Genomic DNA, 17748 nt, shown 5'->3' with positions numbered 1-17748 from the left:
CGGCGGGGGGAGCCGGTCCCTGTCCCGGTCGTTCTTCCGTCGCCGACGAGGCCTCTGCCGCCCGGAGCCCCTTCACAGCCCTTGCCGGTCAAGGATGCTCATCAGCTTCCGCCTGCGCTTCAGTTCCCTCCGCAGGTCGGCGAGAAACAGGGTGAACGCATCCTCGGTCCCCAGCGCGCGATGGCAGTCACGGACCGCCAGGAGCAACCCGGCCAGGTGCTCGTAGGCACGGTCCCCGGTCGGCTCCTTCGACCGCTCGACCAGCCGCAGGTACACGCCGAGCGCCCAGGTCGGGTGGGTCTCGCGCGACAGGTCGGCGAGCCGTCCCCACTGCCGGTCGTCGGCGCGGCCGGCGGCCTCCTGCCAGGCGGCGTCCAGGTCACCGTCGTCGAGCAACGCGTCGATCAGCACGGGCCCGCCGTACCGGCCGCCACGCTCACGACGGGCGTCCTTCTCCAAGGTGGCCAGCGCCGCCGCGCGCTCGGCCTCCCAGCAGTCCCCGGCCCGGGCAGCGGAGCGCAGCTGCCGGTAGGCGGCCAGGGACCGCTCGAGACGGAACCGGTCCCGGCGCACCGCGACCGCGTCGGCCGCCCGCCCCGTCTGCGCGTACCGCGCGCACGCGTAGTCGACCAGGCGGCCATCGATGTATGTCTCGGCGGCGCACTCTCGCAGTCCGCGCTCCGCCCAGGCGAGCGCCTCGTCCACACGTCCCGCCGATTCCAGCTCCTCGGCGATACGCAGATGAGTGGCACCGGACGGGTCGAGGTCCTGCGCATGCAGGGCGACCATCGCGTCGACGTCACCCGCTGCCTTGATCAGACGCTCCATCGGGTACCGCTCCGCCCAGCCGGACGGCCTGCGCCTGAGCGCCTCGGCCGTCAGCTGCCGCGTGCGGGCCAGTCCGCTCGGCCCCAGCACGTCGGCATAGTCGAGCGGATCCAGGTCCGTCACGTCGTTGCTGTCGTCGAGCACCGTGCCGACCAGCCACTCGGCCAACCGATCCGGATCGGGGCGGGCGACCCCGCATGCCTCCACATGGGCCTCGGCCACCGCGGCGACGGCCTCCCCGACCACACCGTCGGAGTCGTCGATCTCGCCGTACGCCTCTCCCAGCGCCCGGATCGCCTCCTCGGCCAGACCGACCGCCTGTGCCGCCTGCCCGTCTGCGGTCAAGGCGCGCAGGGCGCTCGCCGCCTCGGCGACTTGCCGCGCATACCCGGAGGCATCCCCGTACTCGATGTACCCGTACCGGGCGAACGGCCGTGGATCGGTCAGGGCGACGATCCGATCCCGGACCGTACCGAGGTCGGAACGAGCAGCGGCTGCCCGCAGCTCCAAACGCCGGCGTAGTTCCCGATCCTCAGCGACCTGCTCCCGCACCAGCGCCAGGAGTTCGTCACGTGACAGCGACGAAAGCCACGCCTCCAAGGTGGAAGACCGCGCCCGTGCCGCGGCTTGCTGATGCGGGATCGCCTTCGCCCGCCGCAGCACGGTCAGCCCGACCGCCACACAGTGCTTGCAGAAGTTGGCCTCCCGTCCGTACGGGCAGTCGCACCATCCCGAGATCCCCTCCTCGCCGCCGAGGGTGAGCTCCACCTCGTAGGCATCCGTACCGTGCACCACGGCGGCGACCGAGCCCTCCCCCACCTCCAGACCGCTCACCGCGTCCAGACACCCCAGCCCCCGCTCGAAGGACCGAGCCCCGGCCAGCGCCCTCAGATCGTCCTCGTCGAATCCCACCACTTTCCGTGCCACACCGGTATTCAACCGCGGAAGGCACGGTGCCGACCGAGTTGAACGACGAGCGGATGGAGGCCCCCGCTCCATGGGACTCGACCTTGCCGGTCAAGGCCCGCCTCTACCCGATCGGGACAGAAATCGGCGAGACAGGCCGCCCTGCCCACCGAACCCACTGCACAGCCGCAAGCGAGACCACCGAGCGGCTTTCGGTGCACCACTCCAGCGGACGCGCCGGGATCTCTGTGGACACGATCAAGACTTGTACCATATCTTGTACAAGTCGAGAGAGGAGGAAGTAAGCATGTCCATCACCGCCAGCGAGGCGCGTCAGAACCTGTTCCCGCTGATCGAGCAGGTCAACGAGGATCACGCTCCGGTTCACATCACTTCCCGCAAGGGGAACGCCGTTCTCATGTCCGAAGAGGACTTCAGCTCTTGGACCGAGACAGTGCACCTCCTGCGCTCCCCCAAGAACGCCCGCCGCCTGCTCGACTCCATCGCCGAGGCGGAGGCCGGCAAGGCCCGTCGTCGCGAGCTGATCGACCCCGACGCGGAGCATGCGTGAAGATCTCGTTCACGTCCCACGCCTGGGAGGACTACACCTACTGGGCCGAGAACGACCGCAAGATGGTCAAGCGCATCAACAAGCTGATCGACGACACCCTGCGCGACCCCTTCAAGGGCATCGGCAAGCCGGAGCCCCTGAAGGGCGACCTGTCGGGCTACTGGTCTCGGAGAATCGACGACACGCACCGACTCGTGTACAAGCCGACCGAGGATGAGTTGATCATCGTCCAGGCTCGATACCACTACTGACTCGGTACGAAGAACGGCCTCGTCGGCGGCGACGGCTTCGGCTTCGGCTTCGGCTTCGGCGGCGAGGTAGTCGGCCTCGGCCTGGGCGGCCTCGTCGGCCGGCGTGATGATGGTGGCGGCGGTCATGCTGCGGTACTCCTTCCGCGGGTGCGGCCGTGCCGGTAGTCGTCGAGTGCGGCGCGGTCGATGAGCCGTTGAGGGCCGACGCGACGGGCGGAGAGGGTGCCGCGGCGGGCGAGGCGCCTCACCCACTCGGCGGATGAACCGAGCAGGTCGGCGGCCTCACCTGCCGTGACCAACGGGGCCGGTCACGTGGACCTGATCGCGTTCAACGTCGCCGGGAAGGCGACGCTCCCGCAGGCCACCGACACCGAGGTTGAGCCGTGGACCGGTGAGGAACCGGGCCTCTTCCTCGACTCGATCGGCGGGCACCGGCTCGGCGGCCTGTTCGAGGTGATCGCGTACACGGGGCTGCGGCGCGGTGAGGCGCTGGGCCTGCGCTGGGATGACGTCGACCTCGCCGGGCGGACCCTGACTGTGCGCCGCCAGGTCGTGCAGGAGTCGGGCCGGAAAGAAGCGCAAGCAGGGTGCGGCGCCCTGCCCGTACCGCGACGCCGGGCACCTGGGCGTGAGCTTCGGCGAGCCGAAGACGAAGACCGGCAAGGGCCGCGTCATCGAGCTGGGCGACAACGTCGTTGGTGCGCTGCTCGCTCACCAGCTCCGGCAGCAGGCGGAGCGGAAGGAGCGGGGCGACGCGTACGCGGACCACGGCCTCGTGTTCGCCAAGGAGGACGGCGACCCGCTGCGGCCCGACGAGGCGACACGGTTGTTCGCGGACCTGGTCGACGAGACCGGCCTACGCCGGGTGCGGTTGCACGATCTGCGGCACGGGTACGCCTCGCTGCTGCTCGCCGGTGGCGTGCAGCTTGAGACGGTGTCGAAGATGCCCGGGCACTCTGGGATCCAGATCACATCGAAGGTCCACGCGCACCCGCTGCCCGGCGAGGCCCGGAAGGGCACGGAGAAGGCGGCGGCGCTCATCCCGCGGGCCCGGAAGACTCCGGCGGACACAGGTGACCACTCTGTGACCACCCCGGGCATAAAAAGGCCCCGGAATCCGGGGCCGATCGCTCCGCCGCAGGTCAGAAGGCACCTGCGAGGGGGCTCCGTGGTGGGGCGGGTGGGACTCGAACCCACGGCCGACGGATTATGAGTCCGCTGCTCTAACCGGCTGAGCTACCGCCCCGTGACGGCGTGTCGCGTACATGTGTGCGTGCCGTCTGCCGCAGCATAGCCGCTCATACGATCTCCTGCCTCGGCTGGTCGGCTCACCGCGACGCCTTCACGACCTTGAGGACTCCGCAGCGTGCCGCGCGGTTCCCCCTCTTCCCAGAAGATCCCCCGGCATGGGTGCGGACATGAAAAAGGACCCCGAAGGGCCCTCGTTCACCATGCTCCCCCGACTGGACTCGAACCAGTAACCTGCCGGTTAACAGCCGGCTGCTCTGCCAATTGAGCTACGGAGGACCGAGCTCCCCCGACTGGACTCGAACCAGTAACCTGCCGGTTAACAGCCGGCTGCTCTGCCAATTGAGCTACGGAGGAATGCCTCGTTGCATCGAACGCCTCCGCCTGGGTATTCGCCAGGGGGCGCGCGCTCGCTGCGACACATACATTAGCGCAAGCAGGGGGGTGCTTTGCCAATCGGTACTCCCCGGCACCGTCAGAGCTACGCAAGGGAAGGTGACCGCCATGCGTTACCGGCTCACATTCGTCGTCGGACTCGCCGTCGGTTACGTGCTCGGCACCAAGGCCGGGCGTGAGCGTTACGAGCAGTTGAGGGAGTCGGCGCGGCAGGTCGCACAGAACCCGGCCGTCCGCAACACCGCCGAGTCGGCGGCCCAGCAGGGCCGGCACTTCGCGGACCGGGCCTACCACGTGATGAGCGACAAGGTCGGCGACCGGATGCCCGACTCGGTCGCCCAGCGGGTGCGGTCGCTGCGCGAGCGCAACTCCGACGGCACCGTCTCGGACGACTGGGGCACCAGCAACACCTGAGACGCGTGCCCCCGCCCGGTACGGACACCCCTCGCCGTGCGGCAGAATTTTCCGCATGGGGATAGTCGCCGGGTTGGACAGTGCGCCCGATTTCACTTGTATCGTCGTCTGTGATGCGGACACGGGTGCCGTGCTCCGGCAGGGATACGCGCCGCATCCGGTCGAGAGCCCCGAGGGCGGTGGCCGTCCTTCGGACGTGGATCCGCAGGCCTGGCTGCTGTCCCTCGGGGAGGCCGCCGCCGGCGGGCTGCTGGAGGGCGTGCAGGCCATCGGGGTCTCGGCGCAGGCCAACTCGGTCGTGCCGCTGGACCCCCAGGGCAACACCGTGCGCCCGGCCATGGTGGGCGGCGACAAGCGCTCGCAGGTGGCGGCGGCCGACCTGGTCGACGCGCTCGGCGGGCGCGAGGCGTGGGCGCTGGCCGTGGGCTGTGTGCCGCAGGCCCCGCAGCCGGTGACCAAGCTGCGCTGGCTGGCCCGCACCGAGCCCGAGGCCGCCGCGCGGACCGCCGTGCTCATGCAGGCCCACGACTGGCTGGTGTGGCAGCTGCTGGGGCGGCCGGCCCGCAGGACCACCGACCGGGGCGGCGCCTCGGGGACCGGGTACTGGTCGGCGGCGACCGGCGGTTACCGGCCCGATCTGGTCGAGCTGGCGCTCGGGCACCAGGCGGTGCTGCCGGAGGTGATCGGCCCGGCCGACGCCGCCGGCACGACGCCGGAGGGGCTGCTGATCTCCGCGGGGACCGGCGAGACGATGGCCGCGGCCCTCGGGCTCGGGATCGGCCTCGGGGACGCGGTGGTCTCCCTCGGCGCCTCCGGGTCGGTGATGGCCGTGCACCCCGAGGCGCTCCTCGACCGGAACGGCATGATCACCTCCCTGGCGGACGCCACCGGCATGCACCTGCCGGTCGTCACCACCCTGAACGCCGTACGGGCCCTGCGCGGCACCGCCGAACTGCTCGGCCTGCCGGACCTGGAGAGCCTGTCCGACCTGGCGATGAAGTCGACGCCGGGCGCGCACGGGCTGGTGCTGCTGCCGTACCTGGAGGGCGAGCGGACGCCGAACCTGCCGCACACCGCCGGGACGCTGGCCGGGCTGCGGCGCGAGTCGATGAAGCCCGAACACCTGGCGCGGGCCGCGTTCGAGGGCATGCTGTGCGGCCTCGCCGACGCCCTGGACGTGCTGCGCGGCCGGGGCGTGGACGTACGGCGGGTGTTCCTGCTGGGGGCGGCCGCCGAGCTGCCGGCCGTGCAGGCGGCGGCACCGGCGCTGTTCGGGACGCAGGTCGTCGTACCGCAGCCGGCGGACTACGCGGCGATCGGCGCGGCCCGGCAGGCGGCCTGGGCGCTCGGCGTGTCGCAGGGCACGCTGGACCCGCGCACTCCCCCGGCCTGGCAGGGCGCGGTCGCGCAGGTGCTGGAGCCGGGCGAGGAGCTGGCCGCGGGTCAGGCGGTGCGGCAGCAGTACGTGTCGGTGCGGGAGCAGACGCATCCGGGGGCGCTGCACGCGTAGGAGCGCCCGGACGGCCGGGAGGACGGCGCCGTCGGATTAATCGGTTGAGGTAACGCGGGTGGAGTGTCCGACGATAGGTGCCAGGGGCAACCCGTCGCCCCCGTCGCCGACCCCGAGAGACCCAGCGTGCTCATACGACTCCTGCGGGCCCACCTCAGGCCCTACAAGAAACCCATCGCCCTGCTGGTGGTGCTGCAGTTCCTGCAGACCTGCGCCACCCTCTACCTGCCGACCCTGAACGCGGACATCATCGACAACGGTGTCGTCAACGGCGACTCCGGCTACATCCTGGGCTACGGCGCCCTGATGATCGGCATCTCGCTGGTGCAGGTCGTGTGCAACATCGGTGCCGTCTACTACGGCGCCCGCACCGCCTCCGCGCTCGGCCGGGACGTGCGGGGCGCCGTCTTCGACCGGGTGCAGTCCTTCTCCGCCCGGGAGGTCGGCACCTTCGGCGCGCCCTCGCTGATCACGCGGACGACGAACGACGTGCAGCAGGTCCAGATGCTGACCCTGATGACGTTCACGCTGATGGTGTCGGCGCCCATCATGTGCGTCGGCGGCATCGTGATGGCGCTCGGCCTGGACGTGCCGCTGTCCGGCGTCCTCGTCGGGGTCGTGCCGGTGCTGGCGATCTGCGTGACCCTGATCGTGCGGCGGCTGCGGCCGCTGTTCCGGTCCATGCAGACGCGCCTGGACACGGTGAACCGGGTGCTGCGCGAGCAGATCACCGGCAACCGGGTCATCCGCGCCTTCGTGCGGGACGAGTACGAGCAGCAGCGGTTCCGGAAGGCCAACTCCGATCTGACGGACGTGGCGCTGGGCACCGGCAACCTGCTCGCGCTGATGTTCCCGGTGGTCATGACGGTGGTGAACCTGTCGTCGATCGCGGTGGTGTGGTTCGGCGCCCACCGGATCGAGAGCGGCGGGATGCAGATCGGCGACCTGACCGCGTTCCTGGCCTACCTGATGCAGATCGTGATGTCCGTGATGATGGCCACCTTCATGTTCATGATGGTGCCGCGCGCGGAGGTGTGCGCCGAGCGGATCCAGGAGGTCCTGGACACCGAGAGCAGCGTGGTGCCGCCCCTGGCGCCGGTCACCGAGCTGCGCCGGCGCGGGCACCTGGAGCTCCGGGGTGCCGGGTTCCGGTATCCGGGGGCCGAGGAGCCGGTGCTGAGGAACATCGACCTGGTGGCCCGGCCGGGCGAGACGACCGCCGTCATCGGCTCGACCGGCAGCGGCAAGTCCACGCTGCTGGGGCTGGTGCCCCGGCTGTTCGACGCCACGGACGGCGAGGTGCTGGTCGACGGAGTGGACGTGCGCACCGTCGACCCGAAGCTGCTGGCGAAGGTCGTGAGCCTGGTGCCGCAGAAGCCGTACCTCTTCGCGGGCACGGTCGCGACCAACCTGCGCTACGGGAACCCGGACGCCACGGACGAGGAGCTGTGGCACGCGCTGGAGGTGGCGCAGGCCAAGGAGTTCGTGGAACGGCTGGAGGGCGGGCTCGACGCGCCGGTGTCCCAGGGCGGGACCAACGTGTCGGGCGGCCAGCGGCAGCGGCTGTCGATCGCCCGGACGCTGGTGCAGCGCCCGGAGATCTACCTCTTCGACGACTCCTTCTCGGCGCTCGACTACGCCACCGACGCGGCCCTGCGCGCCGCGCTGTCCCGGGAGACGGCCGAGGCGACCGTGGTGATCGTGGCGCAGCGCGTGGCGACCATCCGGGACGCCGACCGGATCATCGTGCTGGACGAGGGGCGGGTGGTCGGCGTGGGCCGGCACCACGAACTGATGGCGGACAACGACACCTACCGGGAGATCGTGCTCTCCCAGCTGACGGAAGCGGAGGCTGCCTGATGGCGGGCCCTGGCGGTCGCATGATGGCCGGGGGCGGCCCCGACCAGCGTTCGATGGACTTCAAGGGGTCGGGCAAACGGCTCGTCGCCCGGTTCCGGCCGGAGCGGGGGACGATCTACGCGCTGCTGGCCTGCGTGGTGGTCAGCGTCGGCCTCAGCGTGGTCGGGCCGAAGATCCTCGGCAGGGCCACCGACCTGGTCTTCGCGGGCATCGTCGGGCGGAACATGCCGTCCGGGGCCACGAAGGAGCAGGTCCTCGCGGCCATGCGGGAGCGCGGTGACGGCGAGATCGCCGACATGCTGCGCAGCACGGACTTCACCCCGGGCGAGGGCATCGACTTCACCGCCGTGGGACACGTGCTGCTGCTGGCGCTGGCGGTGTTCGGTGCGGCCGGGCTGCTGATGGCGGTGGCGACCCGACTGGTGAACCGGGCGGTCAACCGGACCATGTTCCGGATGCGCGAGGACGTGCAGACGAAGCTGTCGCGGCTGCCGCTGTCGTACTTCGACAAGCGGCAGCGCGGTGAGGTGCTGTCGCGGGCGACGAACGACATCGACAACATCGGGCAGACGCTCCAGCAGTCGATGGGCCAGCTGATCAACTCGCTGCTGACCATCATCGGCGTGCTGATCATGATGTTCTACGTCTCCTGGATCCTCGCGCTGGTCGCGCTGGTGACGGTGCCGCTGTCCTTCGTGGTGGCCACGCGGGTCGGCAAGCGGTCCCAGCCGCAGTTCGTGCAGCAGTGGCGCTCGACGGGTCAGCTGAACGCGCACATCGAGGAGATGTACACCGGGCACGCGCTGGTGAAGGTGTTCGGCCGGCAGGAGGAGTCGGCGCAGCAGTTCGCCGAGCAGAACGACGCGCTGTACGAGGCGGGGTTCAGGGCGCAGTTCAACAGCGGGATCATGCAGCCGCTGATGATGTTCGTGTCGAACCTGAACTACGTGCTCGTCGCGGTCGTCGGCGGCCTGCGGGTGGCCTCGGGCTCGCTGTCCATCGGTGACGTGCAGGCCTTCATCCAGTACTCGCGGCAGTTCTCGATGCCGCTGACGCAGGTCGCGTCGATGGCGAACCTGGTGCAGTCGGGCGTGGCGTCGGCGGAACGGGTCTTCGAGCTGCTGGACGCGGAGGAGCAGTCGGCGGACCCGATCCCGGGCGCGCGGCCCGAGGAGCTGCGCGGGCGGGTGGAGCTGGAGCACGTGTCGTTCCGCTACGACCCGGAGAAGCCGCTGATCGAGGACCTGTCGCTGAAGGTGGAGCCGGGTCACACGGTCGCCATCGTCGGCCCGACGGGCGCCGGCAAGACCACGCTGGTCAACCTGCTGATGCGGTTCTACGAGGTGTCCGGCGGGCGGATCACCCTGGACGGGGTGGACGTCGCGACGATGTCCCGGGACGAGCTGCGCGCCGGGATCGGCATGGTGCTGCAGGACACCTGGCTGTTCGGCGGCACCATCGCGGAGAACATCGCGTACGGCGCCTCGCGGGAGGTCACCCGCGGGGAGATCGAGGAGGCCGCGCGGGCCGCGCACGCCGACCGGTTCGTGCGGACGCTGCCCGACGGCTACGACACCGTGATCGACGACGAGGGCACGGGGGTGAGCGCGGGTGAGAAGCAGCTCATCACCATCGCGCGGGCGTTCCTGTCCGACCCGGTGATCCTGGTGCTGGACGAGGCGACCAGTTCGGTGGACACCCGTACCGAGGTGCTGATCCAGAAGGCGATGGCCAAGCTGGCGCACGGGCGGACGTCGTTCGTGATCGCGCACCGGCTCTCCACCATCCGGGACGCGGACACCATCCTCGTCATGGAGAACGGGTCGATCGTCGAGCAGGGCGCGCACGCCGACCTGCTGGCGGCCGACGGGGCCTACGCCCGGCTGTACAAGGCGCAGTTCGCGCAGGCCGTGGCCGAGGTCGACGGCTGAGCGGGCGGGGGCCCGGTCCGCCGGGCCCCCGGTCAGTCCAGATAGCCCCGGAGCTGGTCCGCGAAGGCGTGGTCGCGGAGCTTGTTGAGGGTCTTGGACTCGATCTGGCGTATCCGCTCGCGGGTCACGCCGAAGATGCGGCCGATCTCCTCCAGGGTGCGGGGGCGGCCGTCGACCAGGCCGTAGCGGAGCTGGACGACCTTGCGCTCGCGCTCGCCGAGCGTGGACAGCACCGCCTCCAGGTGTTCGCGCAGCAGCAGGAACGCGGCGGACTCGACGGGGCTGGTGGCGTCGCCGTCCTCGATGAGGTCGCCGAGGGCGACGTCGTCCTCCTCGCCGACGGGGGTGTGCAGGGAGACGGGCTCCTGGGCCAGGCGCAGCACCTCGCCGACGCGCTCGGGGGGCAGGTCCAGGTGGGCGGCGACCTCCTGCGGGGTCGGCTCGTAGCCGCGTTCCTGGAGCATGCGGCGCTGTACGCGCACGACGCGGTTGATCAGCTCCACGACGTGGACGGGGACGCGGATGGTGCGGGCCTGGTCGGCCAGGGCGCGGGACATGGCCTGGCGGATCCACCAGGTGGCGTAGGTGGAGAACTTGTAGCCGCGGGCGTAGTCGAACTTCTCCACGGCCCGGATCAGGCCCAGGTTCCCCTCCTGGACCAGGTCGAGCATGGTCAGCCCGCGCCCGACGTACCGTTTCGCCACCGACACGACGAGCCGCAGGTTGGCCTCGATCAGGCGGCGCTTGGCGAGGCGGCCCAGGACGACGAGCCGGTCCAGGTCCAGGGCGAGGCGTTCGTCCAGGTCGGGGGTGCACCGCAGCTTCTCCTCGGCGAACAGCCCGGCCTCCACGCGCCGGGCGAGGTCGACCTCCTCGGCCGCGGAGAGCAGCGGGATCCGCCCGATCTCGCGCAGGTACTGGCGGAACAGGTCGGAGGAGGGCCCGCCGCTCTCGGTGCGGGTGGGCGCCGGCGGCTCGGCGGGCTCCTCGGCCTCGGCGGTGCCGGCCTCGGCGGTGTCGGCGGGCGGCTCGTCGGCGGACGGCTCATGGGCGGGCGGCTCATGGGCGGGCGGTTCGTCCGCGGGCGCGTGCTCCGGGTCGTGCACGGCGCGGTGCCGCGCGGGCAGGGCGAGGAGGACGCCGGTGTCCGCGTCCGGCTCCGCGCCGTCGGTACGCGCGTCGGTCTGGGCGAGGGTCTGGGTCTGCACGGGGGCGACCTCCAGGATGGACGCCGTCGGCGGGGGCGGCAGCGGTACGTCGGGGGCGGAGCCGGCGCGCTCGCCGCCGTCCGTCCCGTTCGTGTGGAACGCGGCCGGGGGGTTGCGGGAACCGTCGGGGACGGGCCGGCCGCGCTCCGAGGACTCGGGCACCGCCCTCAGTGTGGGGTACGACACATCGCCGCCACGAGGGGCGTGCGGTGACTTTTTGCGTCCGGTCCGTGACCGCGTGGTGATCGGCGGGCGGATCTACAGCGCGGCGGCGCCGTGCTCGCGCAGGTTCTGGTCGTACTGCTGGAGGACCCACAGCTCGTTCTGCACGGCGGCGAGTTCGGCGGGGTCGCCGTGGCCGGACAGCCGGGTGAGGCGGCCGGTGATGTCGCGGATGCGGCGCTCGACCGCGCGGCGGCGGACGGTGACGAGCTGGGCGCCCGCGTAGACCTCGTCGACGTCCTTCACGCCCCGGTGCAGCATGATCGCCTCGACGGCGAGTTCGGTGACCATGGCGCGGACGGTGTCGTCGGGGGCGGCCTCGCGGACGCGGACCAGGTAGCCCTGCGGGTCGTGGACGCCGGACTCGGCGCCGCCCGCCTCCAGGATCGCCTCGCGCACGGCCGCGTAGGGCGGGGCGGTGAACTCGTCCACGCCGTACGCGTCGAAGGCCGGGGAGACCAGCTCGGGGCGCTGCAGGGCGAGCTTGAGCAGCTCGCGCTCGGTGGCGAAGACGGGGTTGCGCAGGTTCAGCGCGGGGCCGCGGGGGGCCGCCTGCGCGCGGGGGGCGTACCGCTGCGGGCCGTCGCCCCCGCCGCGCTGCGACCGGTCGGGGGCGGGTCCCTTGCCGCCGCGCTCGCGGGCCCAGCGGGCCAGCTGGGCGACGCGCTTGACCACGAACTGGGTGTCGAGGATGCCGAGCATGCCGGCGAGCTGCACGGCGACCTCGTGCTGGGCGCCGCTGTTCTTGATGCGGGCGACCACCGGGGCGGCCTCGTCGAGGGCCGCGGCGCGGCCGGCCGGGGTGTCCAGGTCGTAGCGGGCGACGATCTGGCGCAGCGCGAACTCGAACAGCGGGGTGCGCGGCTCGACCAGGTCGGCGACGGCGTCGTCGCCCTTGGCCAGGCGCAGGTCGCAGGGGTCCATGCCGTCGGGCGCGATGGCGATGTAGGTCTCGGCGGCGAACTTCTGGTCGTCCTCGAAGGCGCGCAGGGCCGCCTTCTGGCCGGCCGCGTCGCCGTCGAAGGTGAAGATCACACGTGCCGAGCCGTTGTCCATCAGCAGCCGGCGCAGGATCTTGATGTGGTCGCCGCCGAAGGCCGTGCCGCAGGTGGCGATGGCGGTCGTCACCCCGGCGAGGTGGCAGGCCATGACGTCGGTGTAGCCCTCGACGACGACCGCGCGGGACGCCTTCGCGATGTCCTTCTTCGCGAGGTCGATGCCGTAGAGGACCTGGGACTTCTTGTAGATCGCCGTGTCGGGGGTGTTCAGGTACTTGGGGCCGTTGTCCGCCTCGTAGAGCTTGCGGGCGCCGAAGCCGACGACGTCGCCGCCGATGTCGCGGATGGGCCACATCAGCCGGCCGCGGAAGCGGTCGATGGGGCCGCGGCGGCCCTCCTGGGAGAGGCCGGAGAGCAGCAGCTCCTTGTCGCTGAAGCCCTTGCCGCGCAGGAAGCGGGTGAGGTGGTCCCAGCCCTGGGGGCTGTAGCCGACGCCGAAGTGCTCCGCCGCGGCCTGGTCGAAGCCCCGCTCGGCGAGGAAGGCGCGGCCGGTGTCCGCCTCGGGGCTGGTGGCCAGCTGCTCCGCGTACCACTGGGCGGCGATCTTGTGGGCCTCGACCAGGCGGATGCGCTCGCCGCGCTGGTGGGAGGGGTTGTAGCCGCCCTCCTCGTAGCGCAGGGTGATGCCGGCCTGGCCGGCCAGCCGCTCGACCGCCTCGGAGAAGGTGAGGTGGTCGATCTTCATCACGAACGTGATGGTGTCGCCGCCCTCCTGGCACCCGAAGCAGTGGAAGAGACCCTTGCTCGGGCTGACCTGGAAGGACGGCGACTTCTCGTCGTGGAACGGGCACAGGCCCTTCAGGTTGCCGCCGCCCGCGTTGCGCAGCTGGAGGTACTCCGAGACGACGGCGTCGATCGGGACCGCGTCCCGTACCGCCTTCACGTCCTCGTCGTTGATCCGTCCTGCCACGCGTGAATTCTACGGGGCGGGCGGGCCCTCAGACGACGAGGCTTTCCAGCGGGACGTGCGGGTCGGCCAGGGCCTCGGTGTCCACCCGGGTCCCCGAGCGGATCAGCCGCTGGATCGGGTCCGTGACGTCCCACACGTTCACGTTCATCCCGGCCAGCACCCGGCCCTCCTTCACCCAGAAGGCGATGAACTCGCGCTTCGCCGCGTCCCCGCGGATCACCACCTGGTCGTAGGACCCGGCCGGCGCCCAGCCGGAGTACTCCATGCCGAGGTCGTACTGGTCGGAGAAGAAGTAGGGCACGCGGTCGTAGGTGATCTCCTTGCCGAGCATCGCGCGGGCCGCGGCGGGGCCGCCGTTGAGGGCGTTGGCCCAGTGCTCCACGCGCAGGCGGGTGTCGAACAGGGCGTGCGGGAAGGACGCGACGTCGCCGGCGGCGAAGACGTCGGGGTCCGAGGTGCGCAGCCGTTCGTCGACGACGATGCCGCCGCCGTGCGCGCGGTCGGCGATCTCCAGGCCGGCCGCCTGCGCGAGGGAGGTGCGCGGGGCGGCGCCGATCGCGGCGAGCACGTCGTGCGCGGGGTGCTCCTCGCCGTCGTCGGTGCGGGCGGCGAGCACCATGCCGTCCTGGCCGACGATCTCGGTCAGCCGCACGCCGAAGCGGAAGCGGACGCCGTGCGCCTCGTGCAGCTCGGTGAAGACGGAGCCCAGCTCGGGGCCGAGGACGCCGTGCAGCGGGGTGGGGCTCGGCTCGACGACGGTGACCTCCGCGCCGTACTCGCGGGCCGCCGCCGCGACCTCCAGGCCGATCCAGCCGGCGCCGGCGATCACGAGGTGGCCGTTGTCCCGGCCGAGGGAGGCCAGGACGCCCTTGAGGCGCTCGGCGTGGGCGAGGCGGCGCAGGTGGTGGACGCCCGCGAGGTCGGTGCCGGGCACGTCGAGGCGGCGGGGCTCGGCGCCGGTGGCCAGCAGCAGCTTGTCGTACCGGGCGAGGGTGCCGTCGTCGCCGTAGTGGACGGTCTTCGCGGCGCGGTCGACGGCGACGACGGTCTGGCCGAGGTGCAGCTCGATGTCGTGCTGCGCGTACCAGGCGGGCTCGTGCACGAAGACGCCGTCGCGTTCCTCCTTGCCCAGCAGGTAGCCCTTGGACAGCGGCGGGCGCTCGTAGGGGTGGTCGCGCTCGTCGCAGATGAGGATCACCCGGCCGGTGAACCCCTCCGTGCGGAGTGTCTCGGCCGCCTTGGCGCCGGCCAGGCCTCCTCCGACGATGACGAATGTCTGATCCGCGTCGACCACTTGTTGCCTCCTCGTCAGGGTGCCGCCACATGCGAGCGTCCCGCACACGGCGTGGCGCGGGAAGGGGGAGTGACCCGATCAGGCCACCGACAGTCTCACGGATGTCCCGTCAGACGGGCGTGAAGCGAACGGGCCGAGGCGTCGGTGAGGGAGGCGATCTGGTCGACGATCACCCGTTTGCGGGCCCTGTCGTCGCCGGCCCGGTCGAACAGGGCGCGGAACTGGGGGTCGAGGCCGTCGGGGGCGCGGGCGGTGAACGCCTCGGCCAGTCCGGCGACGACGACGCGCTGGTCGGCGCGGAGCCGCTCCTGCTCGGCGCGCTGCATGACGTACCGGTCGGCGACCGCCTTGAGGACGGCGCACTCCATGCGGATCCCGCGGGGGACGACCAGCTCGGCGGTGTACCGGGTGAGGCGTCCGCCCCCGTACGCGGCCCGGGTGGCGGCCTCGGCGGCCAGGCAGAAGCGGCCGATGAGCTGGCTGGTGGCGTCCTTCAGACGGGCCTGGGCGACGGCCGAGCCGTCGTAGCCGTGCGGCCACCAGTCCTGGGCGAGGAGGCGGTCGAGGGCGGCGGCCAGTTCGGCGTGTTCGGTGCCGGCGGGGACGTAGCGGCCGACGGCGACGTCGAAGACCGCCTCCCGCTCGGGGTCGGCGAGCAGGCAGTTCGGGTCGATGTGACCGGCATGCAGGCCGTCCTCGACGTCGTGCACGGAGTACGCCACGTCGTCGGCCCAGTCCATGACCTGCGCCTCGAAGCAGGTGCGGCCGGCGGGGGCGCCCTCGCGCAGCCACGTGAAGACGGGCAGGTCGTCCTCGTACACGCCGAACTTGGGCGACGCCGGGTCCCTGGGGTGGGCGCCGCGGGACCAGGGGTACTTGGTGGCGGCGTCGAGGGCGGCGCGGGTGAGGTTGAGGCCGACGGAGCCCTCGTCGGTGAACCGCTTGGGCTCGATGCGGGTGAGCAGCCTGAGCGACTGGGCGTTGCCCTCGAAGCCGCCGCAGTCCTCGGCGAACTCGTTCAGCGCGGCCTCGCCGTTGTGGCCGAAGGGCGGGTGGCCGAGGTCGTGGGAGAGGCAGGCCGCCTCCACCAGGTCCGGGTCGCAGCCGAGGGCGGCGCCGAGCTCGCGGCCGACCTGGGCGCACTCCAGGGAGTGGGTGAGGCGGGTGCGGGGGCTGGCGTCCCACATCGGGTTGCCCTCGCCGGGCGTGACGACCTGCGTCTTGCCGGCGAGGCGGCGCAGGGCTGAGGAGTGCAGGACCCGGGCGCGGTCGCGCTGGAAGGCGGTGCGGCCGGGGCGTTTGTCCGGCTCGGGGGCCCAGCGGGCCACCGACGCGGGGTCGTACGGGGCGGGGGGTGCGGTGCCTGTGGTGCCTTCCATGTCCTGAACAGTATGCGGAAGGGGTGGCGCTCGGGGGGGGCCTGTGCGTCCGCCCGGTGCGGTCACCGGGCGAGTGCGGGTGTCGCCGTGGCCGCTCGCGCGGTTCCCCGCGCCCCTCGGGGCACGTCGTTCCCGCCGCCTCCGCCGAGTGCCTCGTCGTAGCGGTGCAGGAGCAGATGGGCCATCGCCGGGTGGGTGCCCAGGGGGGCGGATGCGATCCAGGGGGCGTGGGCCGTGCACTCCGTGGCGAAGCGGCCCGGGGCGGTGAAGTTCGCGGCGACGGCGATGTGGCGGTGGCCCCGGGCGGCCAGGGCGCGGATCGCGTCCGGGACCGTCGGGGAGGCCGCCGAGGCGTACGCGGGCGTCACCGGGACGCCGAGGCGGGTGGCGAGGAGCGCCGCCGTGCGGGCCGTGTCCGCGCGGGAGGCCGGGGCGCGGGAGCCCGCGGAGGCGAGGACGACGGCGCTGTCCCGGGGGGCGCGGGCGGGCCAGCCGGCCTCGGTGAGGCGGTCGTGGAGGGCGTCCACGAGGAGGGGGTGCGGGCCGAGCGGGGCGGCCACGCGGGTACGGGCCGGGGAGGCCGCCGCCATGTCGGGGACGTCCCGTCCCACGTGGTGGCCGCGGCTGAGGAGGAGGGGGACGAGGACGGCCTCCCCGTCACCGAGGGCGGCCAGCGTGTCCGGGAGCAGGGGGGCGTTGAGCTCGATGTGCCCGAGGTGCACCGGCAGGGCGGGGCGCAGGGCGCGGACCCGGTCGAGGAGGGCCCGTACGGTGCTCAGCGCGCGCGGGTCGCGGCTGCCGTGGGCGACGACGACCAGGGCGGGGGCGCCGCCGGGGGTCGCCGTGCTCGTCGTCCTGCCCGTTGCTGTCGTTGCCGTCATGCACCGATGGTGGCGGCCGCAGGTTGCCTCCCCGTTGCGCGGACGTCACGGGGATTTTCCGTCGGTTCACACGGCACCGCCCGCCCCGTGTGAGCGGGCGGCGAACCGGACGGCGCGTCCGTACGTCCTCGGGAGCAGGAGACGACCGGGGAGGGACCGACCGATGCACCGCTGGAGACCTGGCAGACCGCGCCTTCCGCGCACCCGCGCCGGGCGGCGACGGCTGGTCCAGGCGGTGATGGCGGGGTGCGTGCTGGCGCTGCTGCCGGCCACCTGGATGTACCTGGCGGCCGACGACCGGCTGCGCACCGTCGCCGACGTGCCGCGCACCGAGGTCGCGGTCGTCTTCGGTGCCGGGCTGTGGGACGGCGAGCCGTCGCCGTACCTCGCGCACCGGCTGGACGCGGCGGCGGGGCTGTACCGCGCGGGGCGGATCGAGGTGGTGCTCGTGACCGGCGACAACAGCCGGGAGGAGTACGACGAGCCGGACGCCATGCGCGCGTACCTCGTCCGGCACGGCGTGCCCGACGGGCGGATCGTCAGCGACTACGCGGGCTTCGACACCTGGGACTCCTGCGTCCGCGCGAAGAAGATCTTCGGGGTCGACCGGGCGGTGCTGATCAGCCAGGGCTTCCACATCCGGCGGGCCGTGGCGCTGTGCCAGGAGGCGGGGGTGGCGTCGTACGGCGTCGGGGTCGACGCCGAGCACGACCTGACCTGGTACTACGGGGGCGCGCGGGAGGTCCTCGCGGCGGGCAAGGCGGCGCTGGACGCGGTGTTCGAGCCGGATCCGCGCTTCCTCGGGCCGAAGGAGACGGGGGTGGCCGAGGCGCTGGCCGGAGGGCGGTGACACGGCCCTCCCCGCGCCCCTCGCCACACCC

16 protein-coding genes and 3 tRNA genes are annotated in these 17748 nt (G+C 72.3%); 8 read left to right on the top strand and 11 right to left on the bottom strand.

Features of this window, described 5'->3' with window-relative positions; translation table 11 throughout:
• Positions 1–72: 72 nt before the first annotated feature.
• Positions 73–1755: an SWIM zinc finger domain-containing protein gene (locus JHAT_RS00180; RefSeq protein WP_253195354.1), complete on the bottom strand. Its 1683-nt coding sequence runs from the start codon at positions 1753–1755 to the stop codon at positions 73–75.
• A gap of 286 nt (positions 1756–2041) precedes the next feature.
• On the opposite strand from JHAT_RS00180, the gene JHAT_RS00175 reads away from it, so the two are divergent.
• On the top strand, positions 2042–2305 hold the full coding sequence (locus tag JHAT_RS00175; RefSeq protein WP_077795920.1) for a type II toxin-antitoxin system Phd/YefM family antitoxin: 264 nt from the start codon (positions 2042–2044) through the stop codon (positions 2303–2305).
• On the top strand, positions 2302–2556 hold the full coding sequence (locus JHAT_RS00170) for a Txe/YoeB family addiction module toxin (protein ID WP_077795919.1): 255 nt from the start codon (positions 2302–2304) through the stop codon (positions 2554–2556). Before JHAT_RS00175 ends, JHAT_RS00170 begins: the two co-directional genes overlap by 4 nt.
• A gap of 122 nt (positions 2557–2678) precedes the next feature.
• Here JHAT_RS00170 and JHAT_RS35870 read toward each other — a convergent pair whose 3' ends face one another.
• Complete coding sequence (locus JHAT_RS35870) at positions 2679–2804, bottom strand: hypothetical protein (protein ID WP_375603539.1); 126 nt, start codon at positions 2802–2804, stop codon at positions 2679–2681.
• Between the two features lie 34 nt (positions 2805–2838).
• Positions 2839–3219 (bottom strand): hypothetical protein, encoded by a 381-nt coding sequence (locus JHAT_RS35045; RefSeq protein WP_253195353.1) that lies wholly within the window; start codon positions 3217–3219, stop codon positions 2839–2841.
• On the opposite strand from JHAT_RS35045, the gene JHAT_RS35865 reads away from it, so the two are divergent.
• Entirely contained in the window at positions 3185–3769 is a 585-nt protein-coding gene (locus JHAT_RS35865) for a tyrosine-type recombinase/integrase (RefSeq protein WP_375603538.1), read from the top strand. The genes JHAT_RS35045 and JHAT_RS35865 overlap by 35 nt on opposite strands.
• On the opposite strand, the gene JHAT_RS00155 is transcribed toward JHAT_RS35865, so the two are convergent.
• The 3 genes from JHAT_RS00155 to JHAT_RS00145 form a co-directional block, all read right to left on the bottom strand.
• Positions 3726–3802: transfer RNA gene (locus tag JHAT_RS00155), tRNA-Ile, on the bottom strand. The genes JHAT_RS35865 and JHAT_RS00155 overlap by 44 nt on opposite strands.
• Positions 3803–4010: 208 nt before the next feature.
• Positions 4011–4083: transfer RNA gene (locus tag JHAT_RS00150), tRNA-Asn, on the bottom strand.
• Between the two features lie 5 nt (positions 4084–4088).
• Positions 4089–4161: transfer RNA gene (locus JHAT_RS00145), tRNA-Asn, on the bottom strand.
• Positions 4162–4308: 147 nt separating this feature from the next.
• On the opposite strand from JHAT_RS00145, the gene JHAT_RS00140 reads away from it, so the two are divergent.
• The 4 genes from JHAT_RS00140 (at position 4309) to JHAT_RS00125 (ending at position 9915) form a co-directional block, all read left to right on the top strand.
• On the top strand, positions 4309–4614 hold the full coding sequence (locus JHAT_RS00140; RefSeq protein WP_077795917.1) for a hypothetical protein: 306 nt from the start codon (positions 4309–4311) through the stop codon (positions 4612–4614).
• A 55-nt stretch (positions 4615–4669) separates the two neighbouring features.
• Entirely contained in the window at positions 4670–6124 is a 1455-nt protein-coding gene (locus JHAT_RS00135) for an FGGY-family carbohydrate kinase (protein ID WP_077795916.1), read from the top strand.
• 126 nt (positions 6125–6250) lie between these two features.
• Positions 6251–7984: an ABC transporter ATP-binding protein gene (locus JHAT_RS00130; protein WP_077795915.1), complete on the top strand. Its 1734-nt coding sequence runs from the start codon at positions 6251–6253 to the stop codon at positions 7982–7984.
• Complete coding sequence (locus JHAT_RS00125; RefSeq protein WP_077795914.1) at positions 7984–9915, top strand: ABC transporter ATP-binding protein; 1932 nt, start codon at positions 7984–7986, stop codon at positions 9913–9915. The genes JHAT_RS00130 and JHAT_RS00125 overlap by 1 nt, the downstream gene beginning before the upstream one ends.
• A 32-nt stretch (positions 9916–9947) precedes the next feature.
• Here JHAT_RS00125 and JHAT_RS00120 read toward each other — a convergent pair whose 3' ends face one another.
• The 5 genes from JHAT_RS00120 to JHAT_RS00100 form a co-directional block, all read right to left on the bottom strand.
• Positions 9948–11285 (bottom strand): RNA polymerase sigma factor, encoded by a 1338-nt coding sequence (locus tag JHAT_RS00120; protein ID WP_107481781.1) that lies wholly within the window; start codon positions 11283–11285, stop codon positions 9948–9950.
• Positions 11286–11381: 96 nt separating this feature from the next.
• Positions 11382–13313, bottom strand: a complete 1932-nt coding sequence (dnaG, locus tag JHAT_RS00115) for a DNA primase (RefSeq protein ID WP_077795913.1) — start codon at positions 13311–13313, stop codon at positions 11382–11384.
• A 28-nt stretch (positions 13314–13341) separates the two neighbouring features.
• Entirely contained in the window at positions 13342–14607 is a 1266-nt protein-coding gene (locus JHAT_RS00110; RefSeq protein ID WP_077795912.1) for an NAD(P)/FAD-dependent oxidoreductase, read from the bottom strand.
• A gap of 95 nt (positions 14608–14702) precedes the next feature.
• Positions 14703–15986 (bottom strand): deoxyguanosinetriphosphate triphosphohydrolase, encoded by a 1284-nt coding sequence (locus tag JHAT_RS00105; RefSeq protein ID WP_077795911.1) that lies wholly within the window; start codon positions 15984–15986, stop codon positions 14703–14705.
• Positions 15987–16048: 62 nt separating this feature from the next.
• Positions 16049–16867 (bottom strand): sirohydrochlorin chelatase, encoded by an 819-nt coding sequence (locus JHAT_RS00100; RefSeq protein ID WP_077795910.1) that lies wholly within the window; start codon positions 16865–16867, stop codon positions 16049–16051.
• 163 nt (positions 16868–17030) lie between these two features.
• On the opposite strand from JHAT_RS00100, the gene JHAT_RS00095 reads away from it, so the two are divergent.
• Entirely contained in the window at positions 17031–17717 is a 687-nt protein-coding gene (locus JHAT_RS00095) for a vancomycin high temperature exclusion protein (protein WP_077795909.1), read from the top strand.
• Positions 17718–17748 lie beyond the last annotated feature (31 nt).

This window comes from Streptomyces sp. JHA26, from assembly GCF_002005565.1.
GTDB lineage: Bacteria > Actinomycetota > Actinomycetes > Streptomycetales > Streptomycetaceae > Streptomyces.
This window is presented reverse-complemented; position numbering and strand designations above follow the sequence as displayed.

What these genes read in the sequence shown, in the direction of transcription:
- JHAT_RS00175 (WP_077795920.1), top strand. Translation starts at nt 2,042, where the DNA reads ATGTCCATCACCGCCAGCGAGGCGCGTCAGAACCTGTTCCCGCTGATC.
- JHAT_RS00140 (WP_077795917.1), top strand. Translation starts at nt 4,309, where the DNA reads ATGCGTTACCGGCTCACATTCGTCGTCGGACTCGCCGTCGGTTACGTG.
- JHAT_RS00135 (WP_077795916.1), top strand. Translation starts at nt 4,670, where the DNA reads ATGGGGATAGTCGCCGGGTTGGACAGTGCGCCCGATTTCACTTGTATC.
- JHAT_RS00125 (WP_077795914.1), top strand. Translation starts at nt 7,984, where the DNA reads ATGGCGGGCCCTGGCGGTCGCATGATGGCCGGGGGCGGCCCCGACCAG.
- JHAT_RS00105 (WP_077795911.1), bottom strand. Translation starts at nt 15,986, where the DNA reads ATGGAAGGCACCACAGGCACCGCACCCCCCGCCCCGTACGACCCCGCG.
- JHAT_RS00100 (WP_077795910.1), bottom strand. Translation starts at nt 16,867, where the DNA reads ATGACGGCAACGACAGCAACGGGCAGGACGACGAGCACGGCGACCCCC.
- JHAT_RS00095 (WP_077795909.1), top strand. Translation starts at nt 17,031, where the DNA reads ATGCACCGCTGGAGACCTGGCAGACCGCGCCTTCCGCGCACCCGCGCC.